Genomic DNA, 17,973 nt, shown 5'->3' on the forward strand with positions numbered 1-17,973 from the left:
TAAATTTTAGCTATTGTGCATCAAAATCAAAGGATACGTTTACAGGCATTAAACCTCGATTAACTTCATAAACATACGGAAAAATAATGGGTTGATAGAAGTGAAATCTAGCGGACTCTTAAGCATTCTTACCTTTTCTGAAAAAAGGAAGGATATTCTATTTTTACTTCAGGAGAATCCAAGAACTCTTTCCGAAATTAAAGATTATTTTGATGTAAGGTCACCTGAAATCCTGCCTCGCCTTAAAGAAATGGAAGATGCAAATTTGATAATCAGACAAGAGGGAATGTATCGGTTGACACCCCTCGGAAAAGTTTCAGCCATATATTACAAGCCCTTACTAGATACCCTCACAGCTATAGAAACAAACGAAATCTTCTGGAGAGACCATGACCTTTCTGCAATTCCTGAGGCATTATTAAATAGAATTCAGGAGCTTAAAGAGTGCAGAGTCGTAAGGGATGAACAGGAACATATTTACGACACACATAAGGCATTTATGCAATATGTTCAATCTTCTGCTCACTTCGTGGGGTTTTCATCCATTTTTCTTCCAAACCATCCCCTAATGTTTCTGGAATTAGCCCGCAGGAATATTCCGATTTCCATCATTGTTACACCCAATGTGTTTTTCAAAATAAAAAGTGAGTACAGTGTTGAGATTGAAGAATTCCTTAAACTCAAGCAAACGAGTCTCCACGTATACGACAACGCAAAGATAGCCTTTGTGGTAACAGACCGTTTCCTATCTCTTTCACTCTTTTTCAAAAATGGAACCTATGATCCTCGAAATGACCTTATAGGTTTGGATTCGTCCTCAATCAAGTGGGGGGAGGATCTTTTTAAGAATTATAGAGAAAACTCAATTGAAATAAAGAATCTGTAAAGCCCGTTGAAGAATTTCTTTTATAAATCTTAAGATTATACCGAGAAATGAGAATTCAGAGATTTGGGTTTTTCCCGATAAATTTTTGGGGAATTAAACCGTTTTCTCTGAGTATTTTTCCTGCATTATTGCCTTCGCACTTCAGCACAATTTCCTTCTAAGTATACATTTATGCCAGGAAAGCACATGCAATTGCTCTCAACCCGATAATTGAGGCTGATTCTCCATCCACAAGAATTGTTCTTTCGAGCTTCCGGAAAGGAGGCTCATCACCATTATATCTGGTATAATTCTGGATGCAGACCAGCCCACATATAAAACTATAAAGAATGATTAAAGGTTCAAAAGCTAAGATTCCGTTAATTAGAGCAATACCAAGAATCAGGTGGGAGAACAGGTGCAGTCCTAGAAGGAAATTACGTGTATTTCGTTCTCCAAGGCTCACAGGAAGAGTTTTGAGACCTGCGAGAGTATCTCCTTTAATATCTTTGAAGTCATAGATAGCAGAATTGATAAAGAGCTTAACTCCAAAGAAAGTGAAAACTAAAAATATAGGGAGCATGCTTCTGCAGGTGTTGCCTGCTAGCCCTGAAATGAAGGCTCCCCAGGTTAGACCTACAACAAAGTTTTTAACTCCAAGTCCACCTTTGAGTTTCAAAGTGAATTTTCCGATTTTAATCCCTTTACTATAAAGGAAACCGGTTATCAAAGGTAAGAATGCAAGTGCAAGCATTCCTCCTTTTGCCAGTACATAGCTACCTATCACGAAGGTAAGCATAGAGGCTGCAAGCCCTATTTCCTTTCTTGATCCATTTAATTCTTTCCTGTTTACAATATCCTCTTCAGAGCCAAGAGCCCTATCAAGTGTATATACGCTGTAAATTACTAATCCTCCCGCAATGCAGGTGAATAAATTCGAATGAATTTGAAGCAGAAGGAAAGCAATATGGATTCGTAGTGCGCCTGAAAACGCAACTAACACGGAACTTTTTAAGAGTTCTAGTGTAGCATTCTTTCTCCCAAATTTTAAGGCATTCTTTCGTCTGTACCTGAGAAAACGTTCAAAACTTCCGAAAAATACATTGGAGCTCATAAAAATAATATTGGAGCACTTTTAAATATTATTTACCCAGTATAAGATTTTATAATGTATATAAGATATGAGGAGTTGTCTATGTATTAAAGAAATGAACGAATACTAGCTGATTAAACTAACAACTTTTCCGAGAGGAAATCATGTTTCTGTTATGCATAAAAAGTTGTTGGCATATATAATAGGGATAACCTTAATATATACGGATATTAAAAAATAAATATTAATATTCTTTGTTATTTATCGTTTTTTGAAAATGATTGTTCATTTAGACATTTTTTTGGCCAAGGTGAAAATAGTGAACTTGAATGTGATGTTAATAACAAACATTTTCCAATCTTATATACAATAGTTAGGTAGTTAGAAACGTAATATAAGTTTACTAATGAAAAAATGAAGAGGCAAATTATAAAATAAAGACCAGATCCTAAGGAAAAAGGACAAATTTATGGAAAATTTGTGAAGTAAAGTAAATAAAAGATTTTCAGGAAGGTCTTGGTAAGCAAAAAAGATTAAAAAAAATGGGGACAATAAAGCCCAAAAAATTACAAATATCACAAAGAAAACGTTATTACAAAGGAACCATTTTCTTTCCATACGCCTCGTTTAGTACCTGACCAAGAGCTGTATATATCGCGGCAAGTCCTGTAAAGATTCCCTCATAGCCAGCTATCGTAAGGATTCCGGTACTGCCCAGATAGTTTCCTGCTGCAAGCAAGAAGAACAGAACTGCAAGAGCTAGGAAAACAACGGAAAGAGCCTTTGAGCCTTTGAGCGTAGCTATAAACATGAAAGTGGTGAAAACTCCCCACATGAAAAGGTATGCAGCAAAAGCGACTGAACTTGTAGCCAGCCCTGCATAGTCTGGAGACTTAGGAATCAGAATATTCCCTACCAAGGAGAGCCAGAAAAACCCGAATGAAGTGAAGGCCGTAGCTCCGAAAGTATTTCCCTTCTTCCATTCTTCGATTCCGGCAATGACCTGAGCTAACCCACCGTAAAAGATACCCATCGAAAGGATCATCGCGTTCATCGGAAAGAAGCCCGCATTGTGTATATTCAAAAGCACGGTCGTCATCCCGAAGCCCATCAAACCCAGAGGAGCAGGGTTTGCGGATAAATCCGTTATTTTTATATCACGAATGCTCATTACATCTTTAATATTTTGACTCATAAAATTAAATCCTCCTTCCCGTTATCCGGAAATTTAGCCTGAACTTCCAATAAGAATTACATCAAGATAATCAATCTTTTTTAGAGTCCATTTTTCACATTTCGGGAATATGTAATTGTTAATACTTATAATTAAGGACAGTTAATATATTTTCAATACACTATAAATATATAATATAAAATTTTTACACAGGCTATTAAGAATTTTCATAATAAGCTATTTATGAACAGGTGTGGAATTTGCTTCATATGACTCAGGCAAAAAGACCTCTTATGCTCGTTATTCTTGATGGCTGGGGCTACAGAGAAGCAAGAGAAGGAAACGCTATCCTTGCAGCCAGAACTCCAAACCTTGACCACCTTAAGGAAAAATATCCCTGGTGTTTCTTAGAAGCCTCAGGGGAAGCTGTTGGCCTTCCGGAAGGCCAGATGGGAAACTCCGAAGTCGGGCACCTGAATATAGGAGCAGGGCGAATTGTGTACCAGGACCTAACTCGAATAAATCTCTCTATAAGGAAAGGAGACTTCTTCAAGAATCCGGCATTTTTGAGTGCGATTTCAAACGCCAAAGCCAATAATTCAAGCCTTCATCTCATGGGACTTGTCTCCTACGGAGGCGTTCACAGCTATATGACCCACATTTATGCTCTTATCAAGCTTGCACAGCAGGAAGGGTTGAAAAAAGTTTATATACATGCTTTTCTGGACGGCAGAGATGTACCTCCTAAAGCCGCACTCAAAGACATAAAGGAGCTTGATGCTTTTTGTAAGGAGAATGGGAGTGCTAAGATCGCAACCGTCTCAGGGCGTTATTATGCAATGGACAGAGATAAGCGCTGGGATAGAACAAAACTTGCCTATGATGCCCTAAATATGGGAGTTGCGCCTTACAAAGCTCCTAATGCAGAGACTGCAGTTTCTGAAGCCTATGAGAGGGGAGAAACTGATGAGTTCGTAAAACCGACTGTGATCATGGATTCAGAAGGAAAGCCTGAGGCAGTTATACAGGATAATGATTCTGTAATCTTCTTCAATTTCAGGCCAGATAGGGCACGGCAGCTTACCTGGGCTTTTGTTGATGAAGACTTCAACTACTTCCACAGAGAAAAACACCCAAAAGTTTACTATGTGTGTATGGCCCAGTACGATGAAACCCTGGATTTGCCTATCGCTTACCCTCCCGAAGAGCTGGAAAATGTACTTGGAGAAGTCCTGAGCAAGCAGAGACTGACCCAGCTTAGGATTGCCGAAACTGAAAAATATGCCCATGTGACCTTTTTCCTGAACGGAGGGCAGGAAAAATGTTATGAAGGAGAAGACCGCTGCCTCATCCCATCACCAAAGATTGCTACCTATGATCTTAAACCCGAAATGAGTGCATATGAGGTTACGGATGAATTGATAAGGAGAATCCGATCGGGAAAGTATGATGTGATTATCCTTAATTTTGCAAACATGGATATGGTTGGACACACCGGAGATTTTAAAGCCGCAGTAGAAGCGGTTGAGGCAGTAGATACCTGCTTGGGAAAAATTCAAGCGGCTCTGAAAGAAATAGGAGGTGTAGCAATCATAACTGCGGATCACGGGAACGCCGAACAGATGGAAAACCCGCTAACTAGAGAACCGCATACCGCACATACTTCAAATCCGGTAAAATGCATTTATGCAGGAAACGATGAAGTTAAAGCACTTAAGAATGGAAAACTATGCGATCTTGCGCCAACTCTTCTGGAAATCCTCAAGATCCAGAAGCCTGAAGAGATGACAGGAGAATCGTTGATTATAAAACAATAATTAAAGAAGGAAAAAGTGATCTGAAATTTCAGAAACCCTGATACTTCTTTATATAATAATTTTTTCTGTTCCTACTCTTTTTATATTTAACTTTTTATATATATACCATGTTTATATAATTTAGTAAAAGATAATTTTAAAAAGATTAAATACCAGCAGCTACAATAAAAAGAGCACAGGATTTAGGAAGTCATAAAGCTTTAAGTGTAGTTTCGGAGTTTAACAGGAATGATCAAAATAACCACTCCTTGCCGAATTCATATGACTCTTATTGATATGAATGCGGAAATCGGAAGAGTCGATGGAGGAGCAGGACTAACCCTTTCCTCTCCCAATATAAAAATTACGGCTGAAGAAGCCAACGGAGTCAGTATCGAAGGTCTGCAGGATTTTGCCGATCGGATGAAAAAAGCTGCGGAATCCCTGCTTCCTGAAGGGAAAGGGATAAGGATCAACGTACAAGAAGTGTACCCAGCTCATGTAGGTTTCGGATCAGGAACTCAATCCTCCCTGGCTGCGGCAGCAGCTGTCAATGAACTATATGGGCTTGGAAAAAGCGTTAGAGAACTTGCACTTGCAGTAAAAAGAGGAGGAACTTCGGGTATAGGAGTAACTGCTTTTGAGAAAGGCGGATTTATAGTTGATGGAGGACACCGATTCAAAGATAAAGGTGGTTTTATGCCATCAGCTGCCTGCCAGGTACCCCCAGGGCCAGTGCTCTTCAGAGAGGATTTTCCTCAATGGGATATGGTAGTAGCAATCCCCAATGAAAAAGGGATGCATGACCAGGATGAAGTGGAGACCTTCAAGAAATTCTGCCCCCTCCCTGTAGAAGAAGTCAGGGAAATTTCCCATGTCGTGCTCATGCAGATGATGCCTGCTGTAATTGAAGAAGATATAGTGAGTTTCGGAGCCGCAGTAAACCATGTCCAGACTGTTGGTTTTAACAAAAGGGAGAGCCTTATCTGGCCTCAGTTTGTGAAAAATATTGCTTCTTTCTTGCGCAGCCGGAGCTACGGAGCCGGTGTAAGTTCCTTTGGCCCTGTAGTATATTCTTTTGTAGATAATAAATCCGAAGGTAGGGAGCTTCAGTCGGAGGTCCAGAAAATGCTTGACGACTCCGTTGGCGGGGCTGTCATACTTACCAAGGCAAGAAACCACGGTGTAGAGATATCCCGAGTTTGAAAGCCTTGCATATTCAGTGAGAACGAAAAGGAAAATTGTTGTGTTCATGCTCGGGCAACCTGTGAAATGATTCTCCGGCTGATCCGAGTGGGCCACATACGACTACGTTTGAAAGATAGCTCAAGTCGTGAATCATTCTATGCCATACCTCACAGCAATTGCATGCCCTTCTTCAACTAAGAGCAACGGGTCTACTGCAATATTTACTTCCACATATAGCCTGTGTTCCAGCCAGCGAACCCTTACTTCAGTTACATCCTACCTTTTCCATTTTATTGACTATAGACGGATTTCGTCGGCAATATCTGGTTCTACGCCGTCAAGCATATGGAGGAATACTAATTTTCTGGCACTCCATACTATTCTGAGAATTACACTTGTAATAGGAAGCCAGAGTAGAGGATCCGCATGCGGATAACCCAATCAGATACCAAGTGCCCCGAAAAAGCAAGACTTGTAAATCCGCCTGCCTGAGCATGACAACCATCAACCACAAAAGCTGCACTTCCTATTTCAGTTCCTACTTTAATTCGGAATTTCGTTCCTACTTTAATTCGGAACTTTGCACAACCAGCTTTTTTCCCATAAACCCGACAATAGAAGCTGCAATTACACCTTCAAGAAATTCCAAAGGCTGTGGGAAGAAAAACCTGGAAATCGATTCATATGCCGCAACAGCCGGACTAAAAAGAATTAAAAATACGATAATTAAGCCTTCAATATCTTCTGCTCTGCCGTAACCGTAAGTGAAGCGCTTATTCGGCTTTTTCCAAAAAAGAAAAAAAGCGAAACCCAGAGGAACTGCGGTTGGGGCGTCTCCGAAATTATGGATGTAATAAAGGAAAAATTGAGAAAGAAGAATTTTGAACCTAAATTCTTAAAACCATTGGTCAAGAGTCTTCTGTCTGGCTCCTGAGGCGGCTTTAAGGCGTTCTGCTGCTTTTTCCACCCTGTCAACCGAGAAGTCGTGACTTTCGCAGAGGAATTCGAGTAGTTTTTCAGAGTCAGGTTTCCCCCATCTTATTTCATAGTCGTCCGTTACTTCAGGATGGAGAAAAATATCTCTTATCCGGTCCACAGCTTCGATCTCGACCTTTTTTTCACGGAGTACGGCGTAAATATCCCCATGCTTTTTAATTAGTTTGAGGGCTGTTTTAGGGCCTACTTTTTCCAGACCTTTGTTATAATCCGTGCCCACACAGATCGCGATATCTATGAGCTGCTCCCTAGTTATTTCTAAAGCTTCGAGAGTCTCATCTAGCTCGATTTTTTCGGGTTCGACATCAACGTAAATACTCTTTCCCGGAAGCTTGCGTTTTCCTGTTATAGCCAGGTTTCTGACAACAATTGGAGCCCCAAAAAGAAAAGAATCGTAATCCTGCGAAGCAACGCAGTTAGCATCTTTTTTGAGAACCATGTGTGCAGCCTGGGCTTCACCTTCACAGGGGGCCTGAACAAAGGGAATTCCCATAATGCCGAGAAGATATTTAGAATCTTCAACAATTTCCTGGTTTACCTTCGAAGAAGCCTGAGCATATTTATAAGCCGATTCAAGGTCCCCTACAGCTTTTGCATTCTCCCATTTTTCTCGAGAGGATTCCCTTATTTCTTTCCTTCGTTCCAAGGTTTCGGACTTGAGATCAGGAGGCTTGCCGTCAAAAACAAAAAGAGGCTTGACACCGGCTTCTACAAGGCTCGCTGTTCTATAGAGCAGGCCTGAGAGATGGGAGGTCACTCTCCCTGCGGAATCGATCAGAGGACTTCCATCCCGCTGGCGAATAATGCTCAAAAACTGGTGCAGCGTGTTAAACGCATCAATTGCAACTACCTGATTTGTAAGATCCGAAAGTTCAACTTTTCTTTTCTGGAGCAAGTCTCCTATATCTGTACCCATATTTTCCCTCGAGTATCTGAAATTTTCCAGAAAGCCTCAGCGCTTTCATTGCCTTCCTTCTCTTTTATTATTTTCCTTTTTAGTCTTTTGTAGATTAAATTCTTCAACAGTTACGTGGAAAATTGATATCAAAATGCTCTACTGAAGCTCAATATCAAAAATGCTTCAGCGAGTCAATATCAAAGATACTTTATATTAACATTTATTTACTGCTCAATATGCTTTATAGGTACACAGGTACTGAAGTCTTATATTTACCGCGTATTCAGAGTTATCCTGAGATACCTATGGATGAATGTACACTGTTGAAACATAAAGTTACTCAGGAAGAAAAAAGTAAAGTAAAAAATATAATATGATTTCATTCCAATTTATGGAATTCCAATCCAAGTTGTAGATTTTTAGTCTAATTTTTTAAGATCAACTTCATTAGCCCTTTCTGAAAGCCAATCAAAGCTATCCAGTAAGAGAAGAAAAAAGAAACGAGAATCCGATAGACTTTATAGTCTCTACAGACACCTCAGAAAATCAAGCGGTAAGATCAAGTCGGACATCAATTACTGAATCTTCATTTGCTTCTATTTTGGATATTGTCAGCAAATTACCATTTCTTTCCAGTAAAGTCGCTTTTGTGACCTGAACCTGATGACCATCCATCTGCTTCTGGTTGTTATTTTTATGGACGACCAGGAGCTTCTGTCCTTTCTCAGCTCCATCTCCTATTTTGGACATGATATTTCGTATGACCTGTTCAAAATCAGAATAAATCAAAATTTCCGACTTATTTGCAACCTTTGTAATAATGCCAATAGGTTCCAGACTAAGGTGCATATAGCTTTCCTTCTTTACCTACTTACACAAGTAATCAAATAATACTAACGTCTGAGTAATAATAACTTGCGATACAGAATATCTGATTTATTATTTTATAATGGTTAAGCTTCAGACATCCTCCTTAATACAGCAGAACCAATATATATACTTTACTAGATTGAAGAACCTGCAATCGAAATTGTCTGAAGAAACACGAATAAAATTAGAAAAAATAGTATATATTGAGGTAAAGATATAGATAAATACCAATAAATTTATATTTAAAGCCGAATAAGACCAGAAGATCTGGTAAAAAATATTATAACTGCTATTTCATATTAATTAACAGATTATATAGAAAATTTCTGAGTTATAAAGGAAGTACTGCTAAACTGTCAAGAATTTCTAAAAAGAAAGAACATTTAGCTATTAGAAGAATTTCATTATTTAATCCATATTATTGAAAATAAGAAAGTGAAAACGTAGTCTTAATATAAAAATAAAGAAAAAGTTAGTGATATTTTCTGCGATTAAATTCATATATTGCATTATCAACTTTACTTGAGAGTTCATTCATTCGTTCTTCAATCTTTGTTTCCGTACTCTCCATGTTGACCTTGAGGGTACGATCTTTTGCTTCCATTTTGTCTTCGAGTTCCTGAAGCCTATTATTAATAGAGATAAGCATAACAGCTAATGTTCCAACTAGGACCATAACCGAGAGAATAATCAGGGGATTTGTAGATTTGTATGCAAATCTTCTAAGCCATTCAAAGGATAGAAGAAAAGATGACAGAACCATCACAACAAGAAATACTGTATCTCTAGTTTCCATCGTATACCTCTAACATACCTGTAAAATTACTCCTTATACACAAGTTTTCGTAATATAACCTGTTTCAAAATTGTCAAGCGAATATTCCATTAAGATATTTACTGCTTTTCTATTTTTTACGATTTCCTATTTTTATTTTTTTCTATTTTGCTTATTTTTTAAAGAGATATAATATATAATTTTTTTCGCAAATTATTATCTATAAGCCCATTTCATTACTTTTTGTTATTGCCCCCACGAAAAAGAATTCAGTATTATATATAAAAAGCATGTGTAGGAAAATTTTTATCTTTGAAAAAATACAAAAGAGGAATATTCTCTCCGGGTAAAGTTATATAAGTAATCCAGAAGAATCGGAGCTGAAAAGACAGCAAGTATATAAAGGAATAGAAAAGGCATACTGTTAAGAATTAAGGAGTTTAGCACTTGAGTTCCATCGAACAATCAATTAAAGATTATTTACCTATTATTTCCATGGGAGGACTAATCCTTATAGTGCAGATTCTTGCACTTTTTTTGTCCACGCCAATGGAAGTTAATGAAATGCAGGCTTTTGAAGACCCGACCCAGGTGTCTAATTCCATATATTATATTGTAATGATCCTGGTTTTCACTCTGTTTGTCCTTCTGGCACTGAAGAAGAATATGAAATGGGTAATCAGCCTCTTTATTTACCTGGCCATAATAAGCACTCTCTATTACGTAATCTTCGCCTTATTTACCCTCATCCCATCTCTTTCAGGGTTTGAGGCTATTACCTCAGTTGTGTTATCAATAGGAGTAACAGTGTTGCTCTATAAATATCCAGAATGGTACATCGTTGACATTGTTGGAGTTTGTATTGCAGCAGGGGTCAGTGCCCTGATAGGAATTTCCCTCTCAGTTGTCCCTGTAATAGTACTTTTACTACTTCTTGCAATATACGATGCTATCTCGGTATACAAAACAAAGCACATGGTAACTATGGCCGAGGGGATAATGGATCTGAAACTTCCAATCCTGTTTGTAATTCCAAAACACCTTAACTATTCATTCTTAAAGGAAGACTTCAAACAGGGAGAAAAACATGAGGCGTTTTTCATGGGTCTCGGAGATGCGGTTATGCCTACCCTGCTGGTAGTCTCAGCAAACGTCTTCATGAAAGGTAATTTCTATCCAATCCTTGGGGCTATCCTGGGGACTCTTATAGGACATGCAGTCCTTTCCATCCTGGTAATGAGAGGAAAACCGCAGGCAGGGCTTCCCTTCCTGAATTCCGGAGTGATCCTGGGATTCTTTGCTGGGGTTCTGATCTCAGGGGCCTCAATCCTGTGAAATTAGCATTTCTTCGCATATTTTTATAAATAGTTTATTTTCAGATTTTCGCAAAGATTTTTTTATTAAACAACTTATCACTTGATATGTCCAAAAGAATTGCAGTGGTCTTTGACAGCGCAGGAACCCTTTTACATATGTACAGGGTTGCTAAGGAAGCAAGTACCGGGAATATCCTTGAAAACATAGAGAGCACTGCTATTGTCGCACAAAAGAATGGATGTGGGCTTGTAGTTCTGAATGCCGAAAGTGATATACTCCTGCGCTCAAGAAAAGATATGCCTTTGTTTGAGTTTATAAGAGAGTACAGAGTTTCAATAGGTATAAGCTGTTCAAAAGGAATTTTTACCCCGGAGATCGCATGTGAGATTATAAGGGGAACCTCCCCAAGAATGGGCGACGTACATGACGTGCTGGAAGCGGTTACAGCACGTTGTCCAGATGTTTTTTACCTTGCAGCAGGCCTGATAGTTGACTCTGAGGCTAGAAGCGTACCGTACGTACTGAGTACAGGCGGGCATGTATTCAGTACCACATTACAAACTGTCCAGACTCTCCATTCCATGAAAGTGGATACGTATATAGCGTCTGGAGATAGTTTATTCGCTCTCGTGCAATTGGCTGAGTTTATAGATATTCCCCAGGAAAGAGTCTTTGCCTTTTCAAACACCCTGATGAAAGAAAAAATAGTTCTGGAGCTAAAGCAAAAATATGAAAAAGTAGTTATGGTAGGGGATGGGATCAATGACATACTGGCATTCAGGGCCGCAGACATAGGAATAATGACAACACAACAGGGTGACAAAAGACCCCAAGAGCTAAAAGAAGCAGCAGACGTGATAATCGACAATATTATAAAAGTGGTGGATGTGGTAAAAGCGCTGTAACCGAGAAATAAAGAGAATTATTATATAAACGGATCAATATAACACGATGGGTCAGTATAATAAGACGAATTAATATAACAAATCGAATCAGTATAACAGAACGAGAAAGTACTGATTAAGCAGATTCATCAGATGAGGTTGGCTTTACTTTAAATCTGCTTTAAATGTTAACAGTGAAAAAATAATGCGTTATGTTTATGTAATCTTTACTCTTATGTAGTTGTTGCCCAAATGTGTGAAATTCGTTAAATGTATGAAATTTGTTGTTTGTACTTATATTATTCATTTATAGTAACTGCTTTTCACTCTTGAGCGATATGCCCAGGCAGGTAAGAGCCACCAGAAAGTATTGCAGCCCATAATTGCGGAGGAAAATCCATGCCAGTATTTATTGAAGTCAAAAACCTAACCGTAGATTTCGACGGTCATAAGGCCCTAAAAAACGTAAACTTAAATATCAACGAAGGAGAAATCGTTGGAATTTTGGGAAAAAGCGGGTCTGGGAAAACGATTCTAATGCATGTACTGCGCGGCACAGAATCTTTTCAAAACATTTCAGGTGAAGTAATTTATCATCTAGCCCGCTGCCCGAAATGTGGATACATAGAGCGCCCCAGTAAAACAGGCCAGAAGTGCCCGGTCTGTGGAGAAGCGCTGGAAGCTTTCGAAGCTGATTTCGTAAAACTTTCCCTTTATGACCCCGTAAGGAAAGATCTTACAAAACGTATAGCTATCATGCTTCAGCGTACCTTTGCCCTTTATGGAGACGAAAGAGTTCTTGTAAACGTTATAAATTCCCTGAACGAAATCGGATATACTGGGAAAGACTCTATGAGAAAAGCGGTCGAACTGCTGGAAGAAGTAAACCTGAGTCACCGCATGATGCATGTTGCAAGAGAACTTTCAGGTGGAGAAAAACAGAGGGTTGTGCTTGCAAGACAGCTTGTGAGAAGTCCTTTGCTCCTGTTAGCTGACGAGCCCACAGGTACCCTTGATCCCATGACTGCGAAACTGGTTCATGATGCCATGATCAGAGCAGTCAAGAACTATAATATGAGCATGGTCCTGACTTCACACTGGCCTGAAGTTATTGAACAGCTGGCAAATAAAGCTATCCTGCTTGAAAACGGGGAGGTAGTCAAGGAAGGGGATCCTCTTGAGGTTTCTGCAACCTTTATGCAGAGTGCCTCCATCGTGAAGCAGGAAAAGAATGTCATAGTAGGGGAACCTATAATCAGGGTAAGAAACCTTGAAAAGCGTTATATATCAGTTGATCGAGGCGTGGTAAGAGCTGTAGACAGTATCTCTTTTGATGTAAAAGAAGGAGAAATCTTCGGGCTAGTTGGAGTGAGTGGAGCGGGCAAGACTACAACCTCAAAAATTCTAATGGGAATCTTACCCCCCACATCCGGAGAGGTTGAAGTTCGTGTGGGAGACGAATGGGTTGATATGACAAAATTAGGAGTGGAAAATAAAGGAAGAGCAACCAAATATATGGGATTCTTGCACCAGGAATACGGCCTTTACACTCACAGCTCCGTAATAGATAACCTTACCGAGTCTATTAGCCTTGATCTGCCTTTTGAACTTGGAGTTAGAAAAGCCATAATCACTCTCAAAGCTGCCGGTTTTGAAGAAAACAAGGCAAAAGCTATTTTACCGAAAATGACCGATGAATTGAGTGAAGGGGAGCGCCATAGGATTGCACTTGCACAGGTCTTGATCAAGGAACCGAGAATAGTTATTATGGACGAACCAACAGGGACTATGGATCCGATTACCAAAGTATCTGTGACGAACTCTATCCTGAAAGCCAGAGAGGAGATAGGAGAAACATTTGTTGTAATTTCTCATGATGTCGATTTTGTAAATGAAATCTGTGACCGTGTCGCACTTATGCGTAACGGGAAGATTGTAGATATAGGTGAGCCAAAGAAAATACTATCTCAACTCACTGAAGACGAAAGGATCCAAGCTGCAGAAGAAATATAAATATGCTCCCACCTCTTAGTATGGAAGAATACTAAAATGAGGTGCCGATTACGAGTAATGAGATCAGCGTAGAGGTGAATGGGGAAAAATATACCTTATCTGCAGGCTCTACCCTTGGGGATGCCCTTAAAGTTTCCAGAGCCTCTTATATAGCAGGTACAGCGGTTGGAATTCTGAAAGAGGCCGCTAAGGAAAAGACAGAAACAGTCACCGAATACGCTATCAATACTCCTAGGGGAGAATTCAGGATAGAAATAAAAAATCCTGAATCACCTTCAGGAAAATTATGGACTGAGCATTTTAAAGAGTATGAGGGAAAATCTGTCCATTGGGCAAGTCCTGAAGCTCTGGCTTTCGGGCCCTTTGAAGCTGAAATTAAACCTTCGCGTGAGACAGGAAGCTTTGAAGCGTTTGAGGTAATGTTTGGAGCAGGAGGGTTTGATCCCCATAATACTCATCTTATTTTTTCACTTAAAAGACATACTGCAGAATATGGGACTCCTGAAGACGGAGTTTTTGCAGAAGTTGTGACAGGAAGAAAAATCATATCCAGGCTTTCCAGAGAGGATACAATCCTTGGTATTGAGCCAATTATAGAATGGGAACAAATCTCAGAAAAGACATGTACAACTGATCTTTCTATTCTGCTTGAAGACGGGAACAAAATATTTACTTATTTTGAAGTTGAGCTTTCCAGGAATGCTCCCAGAGGGGCAGAAAATTTCTATGCCCTGACCCGTGAAGGAACTCTCAATGTAGATGTTACTACCAGCTCATTTATTTCAGATGATAGCCTAAAGGGAGAAACTACCCCTTATGAAAATTTCGAGCCGAGACGAGAAGGTGCAATTTCGGTCCGAACAGTTGGGTATGGTTTGGGCAGAATATATATTTCAAGAGAGGAGCGGCCTTCAAGCCTTGTACATTCAATTGTAGGGCAGGTAACGAAAGGTATCGAGCTTATCAAGCTTGTAGAAGAAGGACAGAAACTTTCGGTTGAGTGTCTTCCACCCCAGATAGTGCTTCTGGGGCATAGCTTTGAAGAGGTAGAGCCAGTACTTTCTTCCATAGGTGTTGAATTGATAAAAGACGGATACACTGGAGAGGATGCCGTAATCGTCAGTCAGGATCCGCCAACAACCCTGGAGATCCTTGGGGAAGCAAAAGTAACAGCATGTGCAGTATCCAGAGATAAACTGATTGAGATTGAACTTTACCCTGAAAAAGCCCCGAAATCTGTGGACTTCTTCCGCCATGGCCTTGAACTTAAGACAAAAACCGTTGGGAAGCTACCTGTCTACATGATATATGACGACACTTATCTTTTTAAAACAGAAAAGGAAGTCGTGAAGTATAAGGAAATCCTTCCAGAAAATACTCCCACGGACAAAGTACTCGGAGGAGAAATAGGGATCACAAATCAGGCGGCAAAGAGAATGGGGATTATAGGAGTGAGACTTGGAGATGACGAGCTTTTCGGCCCCACAGGAGAAAGATTTTCCTCAACTAATATTGTCGGCCGGATAGTTAATCCTGAAAAGCTCCTAGGAGTCAAAGAAGGAGATACGGTATACGTAACTGAAACTGTACGCAAGTAAAGTTAAAAGTATAAACAGAAAACAATTGAATAAATACTGAAGCACGCATAAGAAAGATAATATATAAAAGAAGTAATATACATGTGCACAGTAATAAGTAAGTATCCGTGTAGCACCCGATGATAAATTACTCAAATTACTCAAGCTGAAAGTCGTCTTGGTGGTGCCGGGTTAAAACCTTACTAACAAATAAGTTAGATAATAATCAGCTCATAATAATGCGGCCGCTTTAATGAATCCAGATCTTTAAGCGGATTTACATGAATTTATCAAATGTGAAGTCTCCCGAGGCTAAGGAGAGACGAAAGATGACGGAAACGAAAAAAGAAGAGATTACAAAGTACATTGTAATCAGTTCGGATAAAGTGCTGCCTTCAGACGCAGCTATGAAGATCTACGAATCAGAGTTTCCAGTTACGGTAAAGGAGACCTGTTTTGGACTTATCGTATCAGGAGCCAAAGATGATGTCGAGACACTGGTCGAAAAAATCCGGCAGCTGGATAAAAATCATATTTTTGTAAAAGACAGGGGATTCCCTCCAGGAGATGAGAGGCGCTGCCGCGCAAGCAGGGGAGGAGGTCCACGGCCTGGGTTCCATTTTTTGAGGGAAGAAGTAGAGATGCTTCCTGCCATAGGGGCTGCACTTGACGAACTGGAAGAAAAGAAATGTTTAGCGGAAAAAAGCAAAACAAAATGCAGGCTTAAAACTTCGGACCTGGAGAAAGTTATTGAAGAAGAGCTTGCGAGGTGAATTTCTTGGCAAAGGTTTTCATTTACCCTATTAACAGTCTTATTTTAGCCGACCTGGTTGAACGTTTCGGGCACAAGCCCCTTACCATGATGAGCCAGATCCGAGGAAAAGTTACAAGCCTCAGCCTTGATTCTCCTCCTATAAATATTACTCCTGAAGATCCTAAATTGGGTCTTAAATATGCTGCAATTGAAGTACCGGCTGGAGTGAGAGGAAGGATGGCGCTGATAGGTCCTCTTATAGAGCAAACAGAAGCTGCAATTATAGTTGAAAATCCGCCTACTGACTTTGGCTGTGTGGGTTGTAACCGCACAAATGAGCTGACGAAGTATCTTGTCCGCTCAAAAGGTGTCCCTGTACTCGAGGTAAAGTACCCGGAATCCGACGAGGAAGCCCGCGACTTCGTAAACGAAATCGTAGCATTTCTGGAGTCATTGCCTAAAGAAAAGCCTGAAGACGAAAAGGTGGAAGAGAAAGAATCGGCAGAAAAGGAGGACAAGAAATGAGCGCTGAAGAATCTTCACTTGTCAAAATTGCACTAGTATCCTGCGGCTCTGAGTATGCCGGAGTTCAGCCCGAATTTGAAGAAGCCGCAGCTAAGGTAAATGCAAAATTTATTTATCCTGAAATTGATGTTGCATCCATAGATACTATAGGCAAAGATTTCGGGCTTGAGGTTGCGAGCGGAGACCTTAGGCTTATGATGGCCAGGGCAAAGGCTGTTGTTGAAGGCACAACTAATGCTGAAGGGGTTTTTATCACTACCTGTTTCCGATGTGCTGAAGGAGCTATTGTACGAAATGAGGTCAGAAGGTACATTCATGAGCACGCCAACATTCCGGTAATCAGTTATTCATTTACCGAAAGCACCAGTGCAGGTACGCTGCTCACTCGCCTGGAAGCTCTTACTACAATTGTCAGACGCAGGCACCTTCTTACAAGAGAAGTTCAGACCGGACTGACTGCGGGAATAGATTCAGGGTCAACAACCACAAAAGCCGTGATAATGAGGGACAATAAGATAATAGGTAAGGGCTGGGTACCCACAACAAAAGTTCTTGAAAGTGCTGAAGAAGCTTACTCTATTGCCCTAGAAGAGGCCGGGGTTGCCAGGGAAGAAATTCAAGCTATAGGTACAACGGGATATGGTCGTTTCCTTATAGGGAACCATTTAAAAGCTCAGCTTATCCAAGAAGAAATAACTGTCAACTCAAAAGGAGCCGTCTATCTTGCTAATAAGCAGAAAGGCAATGCAACAGTAATTGATATAGGCGGTATGGACAACAAGGCAATCTCAGTTCAGGACGGGATTCCCGGTATGTTTACAATGGGGGGAATCTGCGCAGGCGCGTCAGGACGTTTCTTTGAGATGATCTCAAAGAGGCTTGGTGTAGATATTACCGAACTGGGAGCCCTGGCAGTCAAAGGCATGCACGAAAATGTATCCATGAACAGCTACTGTATAGTCTTTGGAACTCAATCCCTTGTAAATTCTCTTGCAAAAGGAGCTACTCCTGAAGATGTGGCTGCAGCCGCTTGTTATAGTGTGGTAGAACAGATATATGAGCAGCAGTTGCAGGAAGTGGATGTTAAAGAGCCGTTGATTCTTGTAGGTGGGTCATCACTAATTGCAGGAGTTCCAAAAGCCCTCGGAGAGCTTCTCAAGATCAATGTCCTTGTGCCCGAGAACTCACATATGATAGGAGCAGTAGGAGCAGCTTTGCTTGCTTCGGGCTTTGTGGAGGAGTGAGGGA

The 17,973-nt window shown here is 40.2% G+C and carries 17 protein-coding genes; 10 read left to right on the forward strand and 7 right to left on the reverse strand.

Going from position 1 to position 17,973, the window contains the following annotated elements; genetic code table 11:
- Positions 1-100: 100 nt before the first annotated feature.
- The gene (locus BP861_RS02195; protein WP_292372144.1) at positions 101-886 is read left to right on the forward strand and encodes a helix-turn-helix transcriptional regulator; all 786 of its coding nucleotides are present in this window, start codon (positions 101-103) and stop codon (positions 884-886) included.
- Between the two features lie 169 nt (positions 887-1,055).
- On the opposite strand, the gene BP861_RS02200 is transcribed toward BP861_RS02195, so the two are convergent.
- Positions 1,056-1,979 (reverse strand): UbiA family prenyltransferase, encoded by a 924-nt coding sequence (locus tag BP861_RS02200; RefSeq protein ID WP_292372146.1) that lies wholly within the window; start codon positions 1,977-1,979, stop codon positions 1,056-1,058.
- 571 nt (positions 1,980-2,550) lie between these two features.
- Complete coding sequence (locus BP861_RS02205; protein WP_292372148.1) at positions 2,551-3,153, reverse strand: acetate uptake transporter; 603 nt, start codon at positions 3,151-3,153, stop codon at positions 2,551-2,553.
- A gap of 248 nt (positions 3,154-3,401) precedes the next feature.
- On the opposite strand from BP861_RS02205, the gene gpmI reads away from it, so the two are divergent.
- Together gpmI and BP861_RS02215 are read left to right on the forward strand one after the other, a co-directional pair.
- Entirely contained in the window at positions 3,402-4,949 is a 1,548-nt protein-coding gene (gene gpmI, locus BP861_RS02210; RefSeq protein WP_292372224.1) for a 2,3-bisphosphoglycerate-independent phosphoglycerate mutase, read from the forward strand.
- A gap of 228 nt (positions 4,950-5,177) precedes the next feature.
- The gene (locus tag BP861_RS02215) at positions 5,178-6,134 is read left to right on the forward strand and encodes a beta-ribofuranosylaminobenzene 5'-phosphate synthase (RefSeq protein WP_292372150.1); all 957 of its coding nucleotides are present in this window, start codon (positions 5,178-5,180) and stop codon (positions 6,132-6,134) included.
- 279 nt (positions 6,135-6,413) lie between these two features.
- On the opposite strand, the gene BP861_RS02220 is transcribed toward BP861_RS02215, so the two are convergent.
- From BP861_RS02220 to BP861_RS02240, 5 genes are all read right to left on the reverse strand, one after another.
- Positions 6,414-6,557, reverse strand: coding sequence for a hypothetical protein (locus tag BP861_RS02220; RefSeq protein WP_292372152.1), 144 nt, complete (start codon positions 6,555-6,557; stop codon positions 6,414-6,416).
- Positions 6,558-6,678: 121 nt separating this feature from the next.
- Positions 6,679-6,996, reverse strand: coding sequence for a cation transporter (locus BP861_RS16075; protein WP_394339155.1), 318 nt, complete (start codon positions 6,994-6,996; stop codon positions 6,679-6,681).
- Positions 6,997-7,011: 15 nt separating this feature from the next.
- Positions 7,012-8,028 carry a flap endonuclease-1 gene (gene fen, locus BP861_RS02230; protein WP_292372156.1) on the reverse strand — a complete coding sequence of 339 codons (1,017 nt, stop codon included), beginning with the start codon at positions 8,026-8,028 and terminating at the stop codon, positions 7,012-7,014.
- 528 nt (positions 8,029-8,556) lie between these two features.
- The gene (locus BP861_RS02235; RefSeq protein WP_292372158.1) at positions 8,557-8,859 is read right to left on the reverse strand and encodes a hypothetical protein; all 303 of its coding nucleotides are present in this window, start codon (positions 8,857-8,859) and stop codon (positions 8,557-8,559) included.
- Between the two features lie 493 nt (positions 8,860-9,352).
- Positions 9,353-9,676, reverse strand: a complete 324-nt coding sequence (locus tag BP861_RS02240) for a hypothetical protein (RefSeq protein WP_292372160.1) — start codon at positions 9,674-9,676, stop codon at positions 9,353-9,355.
- 426 nt (positions 9,677-10,102) lie between these two features.
- Between BP861_RS02240 and BP861_RS02245 the strand changes: the two genes are divergently transcribed.
- The 7 genes from BP861_RS02245 to BP861_RS02275 all read left to right on the forward strand — a co-directional run bounded on the left by BP861_RS02245 (position 10,103) and on the right by BP861_RS02275 (position 17,969).
- Positions 10,103-10,990, forward strand: a complete 888-nt coding sequence (locus tag BP861_RS02245) for a presenilin family intramembrane aspartyl protease PSH (RefSeq protein WP_292372162.1) — start codon at positions 10,103-10,105, stop codon at positions 10,988-10,990.
- An 86-nt stretch (positions 10,991-11,076) separates the two neighbouring features.
- Entirely contained in the window at positions 11,077-11,877 is an 801-nt protein-coding gene (locus BP861_RS02250) for an HAD family hydrolase (RefSeq protein ID WP_292372164.1), read from the forward strand.
- A gap of 378 nt (positions 11,878-12,255) precedes the next feature.
- Positions 12,256-13,869, forward strand: coding sequence for a methyl coenzyme M reductase system, component A2 (gene atwA, locus BP861_RS02255; RefSeq protein WP_292372166.1), 1,614 nt, complete (start codon positions 12,256-12,258; stop codon positions 13,867-13,869).
- Between the two features lie 41 nt (positions 13,870-13,910).
- On the forward strand, positions 13,911-15,467 hold the full coding sequence (gene mmp3, locus BP861_RS02260) for a methyl-coenzyme M reductase-associated protein Mmp3 (protein ID WP_292372168.1): 1,557 nt from the start codon (positions 13,911-13,913) through the stop codon (positions 15,465-15,467).
- 308 nt (positions 15,468-15,775) lie between these two features.
- Positions 15,776-16,219, forward strand: coding sequence for a methanogenesis marker 6 protein (locus BP861_RS02265; RefSeq protein WP_292372170.1), 444 nt, complete (start codon positions 15,776-15,778; stop codon positions 16,217-16,219).
- The gene (locus BP861_RS02270) at positions 16,216-16,725 is read left to right on the forward strand and encodes a methanogenesis marker 5 protein (protein WP_292372172.1); all 510 of its coding nucleotides are present in this window, start codon (positions 16,216-16,218) and stop codon (positions 16,723-16,725) included. Before BP861_RS02265 ends, BP861_RS02270 begins: the two co-directional genes overlap by 4 nt.
- Positions 16,722-17,969, forward strand: a complete 1,248-nt coding sequence (locus tag BP861_RS02275; RefSeq protein WP_292372174.1) for a methanogenesis marker 15 protein — start codon at positions 16,722-16,724, stop codon at positions 17,967-17,969. The genes BP861_RS02270 and BP861_RS02275 overlap by 4 nt, the downstream gene beginning before the upstream one ends.
- Positions 17,970-17,973: the final 4 nt, after the last annotated feature.

Source organism: Methanosarcina sp. UBA411 (assembly GCF_002495725.1).
In the GTDB taxonomy this organism is placed as follows: Archaea; Halobacteriota; Methanosarcinia; order Methanosarcinales; family Methanosarcinaceae; genus Methanosarcina.

Coding starts and splice junctions, on each gene's coding strand:
- BP861_RS02265 (WP_292372170.1), top strand. CDS start 15,776: ATGACGGAAACGAAAAAAGAAGAGATTACAAAGTACATTGTAATCAGT.
- BP861_RS02240 (WP_292372160.1), bottom strand. CDS start 9,676: ATGGAAACTAGAGATACAGTATTTCTTGTTGTGATGGTTCTGTCATCT.
- BP861_RS02250 (WP_292372164.1), top strand. CDS start 11,077: ATGTCCAAAAGAATTGCAGTGGTCTTTGACAGCGCAGGAACCCTTTTA.
- BP861_RS02215 (WP_292372150.1), top strand. CDS start 5,178: ATGATCAAAATAACCACTCCTTGCCGAATTCATATGACTCTTATTGAT.
- fen (WP_292372156.1), bottom strand. CDS start 8,028: ATGGGTACAGATATAGGAGACTTGCTCCAGAAAAGAAAAGTTGAACTT.
- BP861_RS02205 (WP_292372148.1), bottom strand. CDS start 3,153: ATGAGTCAAAATATTAAAGATGTAATGAGCATTCGTGATATAAAAATA.
- BP861_RS02235 (WP_292372158.1), bottom strand. CDS start 8,859: ATGCACCTTAGTCTGGAACCTATTGGCATTATTACAAAGGTTGCAAAT.
- BP861_RS02200 (WP_292372146.1), bottom strand. CDS start 1,979: ATGAGCTCCAATGTATTTTTCGGAAGTTTTGAACGTTTTCTCAGGTAC.
- atwA (WP_292372166.1), top strand. CDS start 12,256: ATGCCAGTATTTATTGAAGTCAAAAACCTAACCGTAGATTTCGACGGT.
- gpmI (WP_292372224.1), top strand. CDS start 3,402: ATGACTCAGGCAAAAAGACCTCTTATGCTCGTTATTCTTGATGGCTGG.
- BP861_RS02275 (WP_292372174.1), top strand. CDS start 16,722: ATGAGCGCTGAAGAATCTTCACTTGTCAAAATTGCACTAGTATCCTGC.